The sequence below is a fragment of the Rhizobium sp. ZX09 genome, assembly GCF_017357485.1.
GTDB classification, from domain to species: Bacteria; Pseudomonadota; Alphaproteobacteria; order Rhizobiales; family Rhizobiaceae; genus Agrobacterium; species Agrobacterium pusense.
Genome location: NZ_CP031364.1, coordinates 1636367 through 1650024, shown reverse-complemented (window position 1 = coordinate 1650024; position 13658 = coordinate 1636367). Strand labels below are relative to the sequence as shown.

Sequence of the window (13658 nt, the reverse complement as noted above, 5' to 3'; positions counted from 1 at the left end):
CCATCCGGAATTTCGGCCCGGAATCTCCGCTCTCGTCCCCGCCATCATCTGCATCCCTGGCCCGCCCCCGAACCCGAAAGGCACGATGGCGAGGGAATGGACACCTGCGGTACGCGCGATGATTGCTGTTGGCCTGTGACTGCCCCACCGCCGGCGGCGCGCGAGGCCGTCACCGCAGGCTGACCCGACGCACCCGCCGATACCGGCGAAGGAATGTTAACTGCTGCAACGGGCGGCATCGGCTGTTGTTCCGGCTGGACCGGGGCAGTGGCCGCCGCACGACGAACCGGCCGGACCGGCACGCTGGCGGTCACCTCGCCGCCGGGTCGCATCGGCACCTCTTCCGACTTTATCGGATAGACCGGATTGCCGGGACGGCCGAGATTTTTGTCCACCGCCTGCGGCGTGCCGTAGGGGTTCCAGCTTGGCGAGGCATAAGTCCCGGTGATGGTATAATTATACATCACCGCCAGAAGCCGCTCGACGCTTGCGCCGGATTGACAGAGGCGTAGCCGCACCTTGATGCGCCCCAGATTGCGGAAATCCTGCCGCATGCTTTCGGGAGAACGTATATCCTGCCAACCATAAAGGCAGGTATCCTCACCACGTCCCTTGCCAGCGGCATAGGAAAACGCGCCGTAACTGTTCTGTAGGTAATTTGCCGACATGGCGATAGTTTCACCGGGAAATTCCGCACGGATTTCCCGTGCGAGGGAGGAAGCCCTGAAACCGGTGAACGCCAGGGAATCGAGATCTGTATCGCCCGCCTGCTGCGGACCGAAGAACTCCGCCTTGAGATAATTCTGTCCCGGCGTAGCAGCCTCGGAACGCAATATGACCTGCTGCGCCACGGCGTTGGAATAAGTACGGCTGACGACGGTAACGATTTCGGGACCGCCAGGCGGCGGAAAAATCAGCGCTTCGGAGGGGGACAGAAGCTGCGTCCCGCCGAACGACCGAACGCCCGCGGGAGTATTGCAGCCAGAAAGAACCGCAATGGAAAACAGCAATGAAGTATAGGCAGAAAATTTCACTGCCCTTCGCCCCTTTTTTTCCCCGACGCCGCCCAGATTAAAAGGAAACCGAATCACCAATGACCAGACCATTGTTACGAAATACGTGAGGACTGCGAATAAGCAATCGCAAATTTCCGTTGTAATTTCTGATAGTTTATGGCGTGCGAATCGCTTTTTCGCTGCCATTGGCGAAGGGCAAAAAGGTGGAACCAATCACGCCGCTGCGGGTTGGCTTTGCGTCAGATCGATAATTTTTGCGGTTGCAGCGCAATATGCCCCATGGTCTATTTGCCTCCATAGTTACGTATTTTTATTGATCTCAATTTATTCAACTGTAAAAACAGAGAGTTACCGCATGACCATGCAATTTCCGAGTATCGCGCAGACACTTGCCGAGGAGATCGGAACATTACGCAAATGGCTTGACGAGGATGCCCTTCCATTGTGGTGGGAGGCGGGGTCAGCCCGGCCGGATGGCGGCTTTTATGAGCGTCTCGGTCAGGATGCGAAACCGGTTTTTTCCGATGACCGCCGCGCCCGCGTCCAGCCGCGCCAGGCTTATTGTTATGCCGCCGCCGGTCAGCATGGCTGGCACGGACCCTGGAAAGACGCAGTGTTGCACGGGCTGTCCTGGTTCGAGGAGGTCTATCGCCTTGAAAACGGCCTTTACGGCAACCTGGCCGACCAGACCGGAAAACTGATCGACCCCTCCTTCGATCTCTACAACCAGGCTTTTGCGCTTTTCGCCGCCGCGCAGACCGCTGCGGTCCTTCCCGAGCGGAGGAATGAGATGCGCAGCCGCGCGCTCGAAATCCTTGCCATTCTCGAACGCGACTATAGACACCCGGTCGCCGGCTTCGAGGAGGCGAACCCGCCGCGCACACCGCTTTGCTCCAATCCGCATATGCATCTTTTCGAAGCGATGCTGGCATGGGAAGAACAGGATCGTGACGGCCCGTGGTCGGCGCTGGCGGACGAGATTGCCGGCCTCGCACTTTCCCGCTTCATCGATGACGGCAATGGCGGCCTGCGCGAATTCTTCGCCCATGACTGGACGCCCTACGAGGGGGAGAAGGGCCGGATCATGGAGCCGGGCCACCAGTTCGAATGGGCCTGGCTTCTGGTGCGCTGGGGCAGCCTGCGTGGAAACGAAGAAGCGATCAGGAAGGCAAAACGCCTGTTCGAGATCGGCGAGGCCTACGGCATCTGCCCGCGCCGGAAGGTGGCGGTAATGAGCCTTTACGACGATTTTTCGATGCGTGACGGGCTTGCGCGACTATGGCCGCAGACGGAATGGCTGAAGGCGGCGGTGCGGCTTGCCAGTGTGACTGATGGCGAGGAGCGGCAGCGTTACCTTGCCTCTGGTCTGAGCGCCATCGGCGCGCTGCAGCCTTTCCTTGACACGCCGGTCAAGGGCCTGTGGTTCGACAAATGGCCGGCGGACCGGCCGATGCTCGACGAACCGGCGCCGGCAAGCACGTTTTATCACATCGTCTGCGCCATCTATGAGGCCAAGGCGGTGCTGGCAGCAGGGTGAGGAACGTCACTTACCGGGCGAGCGGCATCGCCGCTCGCCGGTTTTGATACCGGTCAAACCTTGGCCGGACGCACCACGCGCCAGTCAGGTCTGCCGAGATTGTGCGGCCAGGCATGAACGTCCTTGTCATTGAAGTAGACGACTTCTTCCAGCTTTGGAAAATCCGCCTGTTTAAGCGTCACGTCGTTCATCCACGGACGAACATAGGAATCGCTGCCTTCATAACCCAGTTCTGCGACCCAGACTGGTTTGTCGAAGGTCTCGACGAGTCCGTAGCCCTTGCGCAGCAGATCCGTGAAGGTCTTCGGCGCGCCATATTCGATCTTGTCGTAATCCTCGAGGCCGAACACCGACAGACCGACCAGATCGGCGTAATTGTCACCGGGATAATAGGCCCGCAAACCATCCAGACCTTTCGGTGACCACATCACTTTCACGCTTGGAACCGCCTTGCGCGTCATATCCACCACGCGCTTGTAGGCGGTGATGTAATCACGCGGGTTCCAGCCCGACCACGAGAAGCGGCCGGTCGTGTCTTCCATTTCCTGTCCCCAGCGCAGGATCAGCGGGCTCTTCATCGCCGACATGCGTGCGGCGATCGCCTGCATGTTCTTATCGTAATCGCCACTCAGAACCTTGCGGCGCAACTCGTCTGAAGAGAGGCGCCAGTTGACGTCCCACGACCAGGGTTCGACCGTGATCATCACATTGCGCTTGCGCTCCAGGGCGTAGGCATCCGCAAGTGCGAGACTATCGAGATCCACGTCTTCCCAGGGCAAGAACAGGTGTTCCGTCGCCACCCCGGACTGGCCGGTGAAATCGCCGTGCGGATCATATGCGCCGAAACGTATTCCGTCCGCATGCAATGTCGGTCTTTTGTCGGCAAGCGTCTTCATGCCCGTCGAGGTCATGGGGGCGACCCCTTGCGCGTCGAGCTTGAGCACCGGATACATTCCGGCGGTAAAGGCTGCGGCGGCACCACTCGCGAACAGAAGTGTTCGTCTTGTTATCTGCATGACACCTTACTCCTTACCTTGTTGCCGTCATCGCCTTGTCGTAGGCGGCGATCTGCGGCGTGACATCGTCCTTGCGGACGAGCTTGAGGAATTCATCGCCAGGGCGGGGCGGATTGTGCCGGAACACGTACCATTGCCCGCCCTGTTTGCGCTGGTAGAGCACGTTGCCGATGCGGCCATGGTCGAAGCAGGTATCGGCCTTGCCGCTTCCCGCCTCGGCTTTCCAGGTGGCGCGCATGCACAATGTGCCATTGGCATCGACAGTCCAGCGGCCTTCACCGATGGACTTCTTGCCCTTTTCTTCCGTTGCAGCGATGAATTTACGGCCGTCGGCGATGAAGCGCCCGCCGCCCGTATCCCATTTCCAGGTCTTGTCGAAATACATCTCCACGACCTCGCTGGTTCTGAGCGGCTTCGGCGTCTTCGTGCCGCCTGCAGCATGGACGACGCTTGGCGCGACCACCGCAAGACAGAGTACGAAAGCGGAGAATCCGCATGTGCTTATTGTTGTTTTCATCACAGCCTCCTCCTTCATTGTCCGACCCTATTGTCGGCCAGCATGATCTCTCCGGTTGCCACCGCTGGCGGCGGCGCAACGATTGGTTCTGCCTGCATTTCCTGCGGCCCGCGCAGTCCAGGCAGTGCAATGCGCAGTTTCAGACGCACCGACCTTGCACCTTCCGCGCCCGCGCCTGCGACCGTGAACCGTGTTTCGGTAAAACTGATATAGGGTTGTCCATGCGAGAGAGCTTCCAGCCCACCAATCGCATGGGAGCTGAGCTCCGCAGCACTTCCCGCCACCAGCAGCAAGGAACAGGCGGCAGCACTCGCTCCACCGCGCAGGGCCGGCAGCTTCGGCAAACCGTTTTCCACTGCATGGCGGATGAGCAGAAACACCGACAGGCCCGCATAGATCGCCACATTGATGGCAGCGAAGATAAAGAACCCCTCCGCGCCGTTTTGGCGCGGCGCCAGAACCATGGAAAGAAGGCTGAGCGCCGCGAGGACCATGTATGGTGCGACTACCCGCAGCGGCAGCGGCGGTTTTGCCTGCGTGCCCTTGGGTGTGATGCGGAAATCGACGAAATCGCCACGGATCGTGTCACGTACGGCGGCCAGCACACCCATAAGCGACCATGGCCAGCGCAGGAACAGGAACACCATGGCCTCCCAGCTGAAAAGCTTCGCATCATGCGGACGGAACGCGCCCGTGGCCCGCCAGAAGAAAGCAAACACGATCATGATCAGCGAAACCGGAAGGAAATGCGCCAGAAACGCCGGATAGGATGCGTTGACCAGCACATGGCCTCTCACCAGCGCCACGGCCGGAAGCACGAACATCAGAGCCATGAAGCCGGAGAACAGCGGATACCAGAGTTGCGAAAACAGGAACTGGAACTTCAGTCGCGCGGGCAGCTTCGGCACGTAATGCCGTGAATACTGCAGCAGAATGGTCATAAGGCTGCGCGACCACTGGAACTCCTGAACGATGAGATCGGCAAAGGTCACCGGCCCGTCGCCATGGGCGATAGCATTGACGGCGTGGACGCCGCGCCAGCCGCCGGCATTCATCAAAAGCGTGGTGGAATGATCTTCGGCAAGCTCCGGCCCGAGGCCGCCCACCTCCCGAAGAGCCTTCGTGCGCACGGCGTAATGCGAGCCGATGCAAAGCGGCGCCCAGCCATTATTGTATCCCAGCTGGAGCGCACCATGCAGGCTTGCCTCGGCATAAAGCCTTCCGCGTGCGGCCCAGCTTTCATTGGCATTGGCGTCGCAAATGCTTGGGGCGGACACATATCCAATCCTCGGATCGGCAAAGGGACGGATTACCTCGCTCAGATAGTCGGGTTCCGGCACGTGATCCGCATCGAACTGGGCGACAAAATCATAACGCTCGTAACCGTAACGGTCGTAAAAATAGGCGAGATTGCCCTCTTTGCAGCGCGTGCGCCGCGGCCAGGTCTTGCGGTGATACTCGGCAATGCCCTGTCGGGTGGAAACGAAAACGCCGTGCGCGCCACACCATTTCAACGTTTCCGCATCCGGGGCTTCATCGGCAAGCCAGACGTCGAACTCCAGACCCTTCTGCTCCAGCATGGCCAGCAGTGTCTTTTCCACCACCGCGAAAGGTTCCGACGGCGCTTTGGTGACCACCATCGCCACCCTGCCCCCCGGCAGAGGCGAGCGCCGGTCAACAACCCTCGCGTTGAGAAATATGAAGATGAAATAGGATGGCAGAAGCGTGATCCACGCCAGCGCCAACGTGACCACGGAGTAGTAGGGCCAGTCGATGACGCGATCTCGATCGAGCCACCAGATCCAGAAATAGGCGAGCGTCACCAGCCAGCCACCGATGCCAAGCAGGTAGGCAAGGCGGTTCCAGCCTGTAAAGATCGGCAGCATCCGCAACACGCCTGCAGCGGCGCGGGGGGATGCGACGGAGGGTGTGGAGCGCATCGTCATGACAGCACCTCCAGTCCAAAACCGGGACCGGCCGTGCGGATGATAGTGTCTATATCGGAGCGCCTGGGCGCAAAGCCGAGCGTCTGCCTTGCGCGTTCTATATCGGCAAAGAGCGCCGGAGGGTCTCCTGCGCGCCGTGCGCCAAAATGAACAGGGACTTCCTGCCCCGTCACGCGATGGATTGCCCGAATGATGTCACCGACCGATGTGCCGTGACCAGAGCCGAGATTGACACGCAACGTCTCGCCGCCATCGGCAAGATAGTTGACGGCGGCGACATGGGCATCGGCCAGGTCACTGACATGGATATAATCGCGAATGCAGGTACCGTCACTGGTATCGTAATCGGCACCGAACACATCGAGTTGCGGCAGCCTTGCAGCAGCGGCCATCAGCGCACGTGGAATCAGATGCGTCTCCGGTTCATGACGTTCGCAAAGCTCGCCATCCGGGTCCGCACCGGCGGCATTGAAATAACGCAGTGCAACGAAACGCAGACCATAGGCCGCGGCATAATCGTCTAGCGCCATCTCGAAGATCAGCTTGGTGCGGCCGTAAGGATTGACCGGCGTCTGTGCCGTCTCCTCACGGATGGGCAGTTGCGGCGGCACGCCATAGGTGGCGCAACTGGACGAAAACACCAGTCCGCCGATATTCTGGTCAAGACAGGCGTCCAGCAGCGAAAGACTGCCGCCGACATTGTTGCGGTAGTATTTGCGTGGATCCTCGACGGACTCGCCGACATAAGCGTTGGCGGCACAATGAATAACGAAGGCTGGCGAGAACTCCTGGAGCGTGGCTTTCAGGATACCACGATCCAGAATGTCGCCTTCGATAAAGGGACCCCAGCGGACCGAATCCGCGTGACCGGTCGATAGATTGTCATAAGCTATGGGCTTGAAGCCGGATTGCGCCAGCGCCTTGCAGATGTGGCTGCCTATGAATCCGGCCCCGCCCGTGACGAGGATTGTGCGGGGCATCTCATACGGCCTCCGCCACTTTCCGGCCCGCCAGCAACGCATCGAAATAGACGATCGTTCTTTCAAGGCCGATTTCGAGCGGTACACGCGGCTGCCATTTCAGCAGCTCGTTTGCCCGCGAAATATCCGGACGACGCTGCTGCGGATCGTCGATCGCGGCAGGCAGATGGACGATGCGAGAGCGAGAACCTGTCATCCGGATAACAATGTCGGCCAGCTGCCGCACCGGAATTTCTGCGGGATTACCGAGATTGATCGGCCCGGTGCAGTCTTTCGGTTTGGCCGAGAAGCGCAGGAAGCCATCGATCAGGTCATCGACATAGCAGAAAGAACGGGTCTGGCTGCCATCACCGTAAATGGTGATGTCGTCCCCCTTCAGCGCCTGGACGATGAAGTTCGAAACCACACGGCCGTCGTCAGGGCGCATACGCGGCCCGTAAGTGTTGAAAATGCGTCCGACCTTGATATCGACACCGAAAGTGCGGTGATAATCGAAAAACAGCGTTTCCGCGCTGCGTTTCCCTTCATCGTAGCAGGCTCGCGGCCCGATTGTATTTACATTGCCGAAATAGGTTTCCGGTTGCGGATTGACGTGGGGATCGCCATAGACTTCCGAGGTCGAGGACTGCACCACGGTAGCACCGCATCTGCGCGCGACTTCCAGCACATTGACTGCGCCGAGTACATTGGTGAGAAGGGTACCGACGGGATCGCGCTGATAATCAGGCGGCGAAGCCGGAGAGGCAAAGTTGAAGATCAGCGAAACATCGATGTCATAGGGCTTGCGCACATCGTGCTCGACCATCAGAAACCGCTTATTGTTCCGCAAATGCTCCACATTCGCGGTACGGCCGGTCGAAAGATCATCGAGACAGATCACCTCGTGACCGCTGCTCAGCAACCGCTCGCAGAGATGGGAGCCCAGGAAACCGGCGCCACCATTAACGAGTACCCGTTGCCCGGGTTTCCAATCTGAGTAAATGGTAACGCCGTTATCATGTTCGTTGGGAACGAAATTACGCATAACACACCTCCCCACGGTGAATCAGCACAGCCGATTCAACTAAGTGAATTAAACTCTCCATTTGACGCTACTGAATATCATCCCTCTATTTTTTCTTCTTCCTGAGGTTTTAATATTCACATCCGATAAATTTCCACTTTCATGATAAGCGCAGGCAAAAGCAGGTCAACTTCAATTTATCGAAATATTACAATTCATTACCCAAAATTACTCAAAATAGCTCGTTGATTTAATACTTTTTAACTACGCCTCCATTATGCCTTTCTTATTGAGCATTAGCGCAAGCTTCGCTCAACCAGTCGGGGCTATCCTGGTTTTGTAAGGCTCGGTCCACCGGGAACAAAACCGCCCGGCGAGATGCGACAGACAGTCGATTTCAGGGGACACACATGATGAATGAAATGCCTTATTTCCGTGGCGGCAAAACAGTCCGTCAATGTCGTCTTGCGCTCGTTGCCGGCGCACTTTTGACTTTCACTTTCGCGACCGCTTCATGTTCCGTCGTCGAAGACGCCGTTCTCACGACCGCATCGGCCAGCCCGACTACGATCAAGAGCCGTGTCACGCCGGCGAAGGCGGCCTATGGCTATCAAAAAACCGGCAACGCAGCCGTTACGCTTGTTGCAGATGCTTCGGACACTCCGACAGTATCGCGACCTTCCTACTCGGGCTCTTCTCCCTATATCTGCTCGCCGAGCGGATTTGGGCAAAAGTCCCGCTGCTTCCTCAGGCCCTGAGCCTCCTGCATAACGTCCGGGCTGCCTCTGGCAGCTCGACGCTCAGTTCTTCCAGCCGGAGAACGTCGCGCCTTCATCCTTGCTGAAGAAACGCGACGCCGCCTCCGTGCGGTTGCGAACGTTCATCTTCTTGTAGATGTTGCGAACGTGGACCTTCACCGTGTTCTCGGACAGATGAAGCCGGTCGGCAATGATCTTGTTCTGCGTGCCCTTGCATAACAGGTCGAGGATTTGCACCTCCCGCGTCGTCAGCGTCGCCATGTCGCTCCTGCTCTCGGCAAGGGCGTCAGCACGGTTGGCGATGACAGCGCTGTTCTGCACGCTTTTACCGCCAGCTGCGGCGGAATAGGGCGTAAGCTTGCCGAGTAGGGCCGCCGGGAAATGCTCCCCGCCCTTCATGAGCAGGTCGACCGCCGCCATGAAGACGTCGAGCCGGAGATTGAGCGGCAGCACACCATCGATGATGCGCATTCCCACCAGCCGCTTCAGGGGCTCTTCAATTTTGTCGATCGTTTCCACGACAAGCGCAATCGGCGCTTCAGGATGTTTTTCACGGATCGCCGACAATACGCTGTGAAGCCGCTCGCCCGCCAGGCGATAGGGCAATACGAGCCGGACATCGGCGCCGTAATCATCGTCAATCGTTGCTGACGATGTCACGCTTACCACGGAGAATGTAGGGAACTTTTTGCCCAACGCCTCCATTAGGCACTCGGAAAACAGGTCCGGATCCGCTACGATCAATAAAGTTCCATTTATATGTGTAACGGCGTTTTTTTGTTTTGCCGCATAATCTGACGTTCCCATGAACATTGACGCCTCCCTCAAGCGCTTACGCATTACTTTCTTTTGATTGCGCAGTCTGTCATCCGCCCGGCGACCTACCCCTTAAAACTTGGGGGCGTTTCTCCGCTTCATGTCATGTCAACTATTATTAATCACCCGTTAATTCGTACACGCTAATACGAAAAGCTGTGTAAATAAATGGCCCAAACGGGTTATTTTTTACAATTGACATACAAAATAGGTTAAGCCGGATCAGAATCAGTGAACCGGGAGCCGGCGTAAAAACAAATATATCGGAAAAGCTTTCGTGCTGGTTTTGCGTTCCGACGAAATGTAACTTTCAGTTGATATCCCTCGACATAGCTCGCCTGCTGCACATGCCGAAGCCTGTGCCTTTTCGGGATGAGAGCATCTCTCCACCGAAATAAACCATGTTTCATGAAAGAGCCGCTCTGCCCTGTCGAAGCGGTATTTTTTCGAGAATGAACCGGCGAACGATGCCCAAGACAACCGCTGGCGACGTATATATCCGAGTGGAACGCCGATAGGTTTAGCCCAAATTGATATCTAGGAAGCGCAATTTTTCTGCGGCACAGTCTGACCGTCGCTGAACGGCGGCTGATGGAAAGACACTTCCGGCCTTGACGTGCGTTTGAGAGCGCCGGACCCTTTTCAAGAAAACATGCAAGCGAAAAGACGAAGCCACCGCGCTCCCCTGCTGGAGCGAGGAACGGATTTGTGCGCCGTTTTATCGAGTAGCGCACAAGGGCTGAACAAAAAGAGCCCGTCCACGGGCCAATACCGAACCGCAGATGATGCGTAACCGAGTCCATCTGCAAAACATCAATCTTCATGCTATCCGGAGCAAGCGCGAAAAAATCCCGTTTGAGATGAGAGGGATTTCGAAAGCTGCTCCGAGCTTTTTCGGAGGAAATCGAAATGGGTTATGATCATAAATCCGCTGGCAGCGACGACGATATCACCAAGATCGGCGCGCTTTCCGATGGTTTTGCCAACACGTCTACCAATGACGCCAAGGTGGAAGACAGCAACGTCGGCACCGCGAACGGTGAGAACCGCAACAACGACAATAGCGACAACAGCACCAATGTGGATGTTGATGCCAAGATCGATGTTGCAGTCGGCAATGGTGACAATCGCGATAACGACTATGACTGGAGCTATGACAGCAAGTCGTACAGCGATAACGACACGACGACCAAGACGAGCACCGAAACCAACACCGACATCAAGACCGATTACGACTGGAGCTATGAAAGCAAGTCGTACAGCGACAACGACACCAATGTGAAAACGGTGACGGATTCGGACAACAAGACCTTCACCTATTCCGACAACGACACCACCACCACGACAACATCGACCTCCGGCAGCTTCAACTCCTCGGACAGTTTCTACAAGTCGGATGACGACTTCGGCAACATCACGGGCGTCAAGGATGTCGGCAATCTCGGCATCGCCGGCGGAGACCTCACCTTCAATCTGGGTGACGACTTCTCCTTTACCCTGGATGTCGACAGCATCCTCAACGACTCGCTCAACGGTGACGGCAACGATACGGGCTTCAGCCTCGTGCAGGCCAATCACCTGGCGGATCAGGATGAGGCTTACGACATCAAGATGCAGAACGGTGGCGCCGAAAACCACCTGAGCGCCAATGCAGGCGACGCCTATGGCGCAGAAGGCATCGACGGCAAGGGATGGGATCTCAAGGCCGGCGACGACGCAGCGGGCACCAGCACGGCCGACGCATCGGCAATCCTTGCAAATTCCGGCTTCCATCTGGAGCTGGTGCAGGGCGCCAACATGCTCTCCAATGCCGTTGACGTCACGGTCACAGGGGGCAACTCCAGTGTCTCGGACGTCGGTGAGGATCACTCCTGACAACCATCTCTTGACGAAAAGAGCTGCACCGGCGTCCGCCGGTGCAGTTTGCGGTTCATAGACAGGCCTGGCGACAAAGAAGCACCGCTTGCAAGACGTGTGCCGCCCGACATCTGTGACGTACCGCAATGATCGGGGAGGGACCTCCAATGCATATCGACAAGATTTCAGACATGATCGCGCATTTCATCGGCCTGTTCGACACGATGGCCGAAGAAGCGCGTCTGCGAAACAACTATAGTGAAGGCCCCGCACGTTCCGGGCCTGAGCAACTGCCGGAAGAGGAAGCGGCAAGGCTGCTCGACAAGAACTATGACGTTGCACTTCAGGACTACGATCCTGGCGTCAAGTACCATGCAGGCTATTACGACTTCGATTATCTGCCGCCGCATTTCGCACGCACGGTCGAACATGACATGCAGCAGTTTGCGAATTCGATACCGGTCGATATTTCCGCTGCGAATTTCCGCTTTCCAGGTCGCCTTTCCTTCGAGGACGAACGTGAGCTGGTAATTCATACCGGCCCAGGCTCGGTTGTCGCCCATGTCGCGCAGGTGAATATTCTTCGGGACGATGATTATCTGAATATGACGGACGGCCCCAACGTGGCCCGCGACACCAGCTTCGTCACTGAACGTACAGTCGAATTCTACAACGAAGCGTCCGTCTTCACCCCTTTTTCCGGTTTCCAGCGCACCGACAGCTATGATGCGCTACAGGCTCTCGCCAAGACCGCGCATGATTATATCGAGCACGCCCGCGACAACGACGTTACCTCACTCGGGACCGGCGCAGATGAGGATTTCGTCCTGGCCGGCAACGACATCAATGGTCTTTATATCAATGGCGTTGCCGCCGCTGAGAAGCCGGCGCTGGACGACTACATGCCGGATCGCGGCATTGCCAAGCCTCCGGAAGAACCGGAACGAAGTGACGTTGCGCTGCATGAAGAAAGTCCCGCCGGCAACAGTCTCGATGTGGCCGCAGGCGCCAATGTCGTCGCCAACGTCGCCACATTGGTCAATACCGCCGTCATGACCTCCGTCACCGCCGTGATGGGTGACTACCACCAGATCGATGCGATCACCCAGGCCTATATCTATAGCGACAGGGACGAAATCGCTTCCGTTTTCACCCGTTCCGAGGATCAGGCCGACACGGCCGCCTACAACATCGCCAATTTCGAACGCAGCGTTTTCCCCGGCGCGGAAAATACGGCTGCGGAGAGCCCTGAAACCGGCGAAATGCCGATTTTCCCCACCGCGTGGCGCGTCAGCGTATTAGAGGGTGACGTTTCCTTCGTGCATTGGATCGAACAATACCAGTTCGTCAGCGACAACGACACGATGACGATCACGACCTCCGGTGCGAGCGTCAGTCTTTTGACAGGGGGAAATGCCGCACTCAATATTGCGAATTTCCTCGGCATCGGAATGCAGTATGACCTCATCATCGTTGGCGGCAATGTGCTGGACATGAACCTCATCAGCCAGATCGCCGTGCTTTACGACAATGACTGGGCCCGCGCCAATCCCGATGCACCGGGAGGCGCCACTATTCAATCCGGCAACAATCTCCTTTGGAACGATGCCTCCATCTATAACGTCGGCTCCAACGACCGTTTCGAAACGATGCCCGACTACATGGCGCAGACGGTGTCCGCGATCAATGAGCGCGATCCGAACATGCCGGATGCTCTTGCGCATGACAGCAATTTTGCCGGCTACCAGGGACTGAACGTGCTCTACATCACTGGCAATCTCTACGATGTCAGCATCATCAAGCAGGTGAGTGTGCTCGGCGATTCCGACGACGTTACCCAGGCCGCGGCCAAGGTGCTCGAAAACAACGAGAATGCCGACGTCCATATCGATACCGGCAGCAATGCCGTCATCAATCTCGCGCAGATCATTGATTACGACAGCTTCGGTTCCACCACCTATGTTGCCGGCGGCGTTTATTCCGACGCCATTCTGATACAGGGCGGCATCATCGAAAACGATACGTCGCAGCCGGCGCAACCGGGTCAACTTGCGAACGAGGTCATCGCTTTTCTGCACGACGATCCCGCCACCATCGAAAACGAATCCGACGGCGTCATCAATGCCGGGCACGACCTGTCGTGGTCCAATGCCCACTCATCCGACGTCATGCAAGCGGTCACCGCATAGGTTTTGCCGGCGGCAGTTCCGCC

At 57.5% G+C, this 13658-nt stretch carries 11 protein-coding genes; 4 read left to right on the top strand and 7 right to left on the bottom strand.

What is annotated here, in order from left to right; genetic code table 11:
- Window positions 1-44: 44 nt before the first annotated feature.
- Window positions 45-1034 carry a cellulose biosynthesis protein BcsN gene (gene bcsN / locus BTN45_RS22275; RefSeq protein WP_207591085.1) on the bottom strand — a complete coding sequence of 330 codons (990 nt, stop codon included), beginning with the start codon at window positions 1032-1034 and terminating at the stop codon, window positions 45-47.
- Window positions 1035-1377: 343 nt separating this feature from the next.
- Here bcsN and BTN45_RS22270 point away from each other — a divergent pair, with 343 nt between their 5' ends.
- Window positions 1378-2553 (top strand): AGE family epimerase/isomerase, encoded by a 1176-nt coding sequence (locus tag BTN45_RS22270; protein ID WP_207591722.1) that lies wholly within the window; start codon window positions 1378-1380, stop codon window positions 2551-2553.
- A gap of 53 nt (window positions 2554-2606) precedes the next feature.
- Here BTN45_RS22270 and BTN45_RS22265 read toward each other — a convergent pair whose 3' ends face one another.
- Genes BTN45_RS22265 through BTN45_RS22245 form a run of 5 tightly spaced genes read right to left on the bottom strand, consistent with a single transcriptional unit; the run spans window position 2607 to window position 8036 of the window.
- Window positions 2607-3569, bottom strand: coding sequence for a glycoside hydrolase family 26 protein (locus BTN45_RS22265; RefSeq protein ID WP_112636116.1), 963 nt, complete (start codon window positions 3567-3569; stop codon window positions 2607-2609).
- A gap of 13 nt (window positions 3570-3582) precedes the next feature.
- On the bottom strand, window positions 3583-4086 hold the full coding sequence (locus tag BTN45_RS22260; RefSeq protein WP_004438628.1) for a DUF995 domain-containing protein: 504 nt from the start codon (window positions 4084-4086) through the stop codon (window positions 3583-3585).
- 14 nt (window positions 4087-4100) lie between these two features.
- Window positions 4101-6032, bottom strand: coding sequence for a glycosyltransferase family 2 protein (locus BTN45_RS22255; protein WP_207591084.1), 1932 nt, complete (start codon window positions 6030-6032; stop codon window positions 4101-4103).
- On the bottom strand, window positions 6029-7012 hold the full coding sequence (gene galE, locus BTN45_RS22250; RefSeq protein ID WP_207591079.1) for a UDP-glucose 4-epimerase GalE: 984 nt from the start codon (window positions 7010-7012) through the stop codon (window positions 6029-6031). Before galE ends, BTN45_RS22255 begins: the two co-directional genes overlap by 4 nt.
- A 1-nt stretch (window position 7013) precedes the next feature.
- Window positions 7014-8036: a UDP-glucuronic acid decarboxylase family protein gene (locus tag BTN45_RS22245; protein WP_004438618.1), complete on the bottom strand. Its 1023-nt coding sequence runs from the start codon at window positions 8034-8036 to the stop codon at window positions 7014-7016.
- Window positions 8037-8425: 389 nt separating this feature from the next.
- Here BTN45_RS22245 and BTN45_RS22240 point away from each other — a divergent pair, with 389 nt between their 5' ends.
- Complete coding sequence (locus tag BTN45_RS22240) at window positions 8426-8773, top strand: hypothetical protein (RefSeq protein ID WP_004438615.1); 348 nt, start codon at window positions 8426-8428, stop codon at window positions 8771-8773.
- 42 nt (window positions 8774-8815) lie between these two features.
- Here BTN45_RS22240 and BTN45_RS22235 read toward each other — a convergent pair whose 3' ends face one another.
- Window positions 8816-9580, bottom strand: a complete 765-nt coding sequence (locus tag BTN45_RS22235; protein WP_348649831.1) for a response regulator transcription factor — start codon at window positions 9578-9580, stop codon at window positions 8816-8818.
- Window positions 9581-10498: 918 nt separating this feature from the next.
- Between BTN45_RS22235 and BTN45_RS22230 the strand changes: the two genes are divergently transcribed.
- Both BTN45_RS22230 and BTN45_RS22225 read left to right on the top strand, forming a co-directional pair.
- A complete protein-coding gene (locus tag BTN45_RS22230) occupies window positions 10499-11464 on the top strand; it encodes a hypothetical protein (RefSeq protein WP_035211034.1) in 966 nt (321 codons plus the stop codon).
- A 149-nt stretch (window positions 11465-11613) separates the two neighbouring features.
- Window positions 11614-13635, top strand: coding sequence for a hypothetical protein (locus BTN45_RS22225; RefSeq protein ID WP_207591075.1), 2022 nt, complete (start codon window positions 11614-11616; stop codon window positions 13633-13635).
- The last annotated feature ends 23 nt before the right edge of the window (window positions 13636-13658 follow it).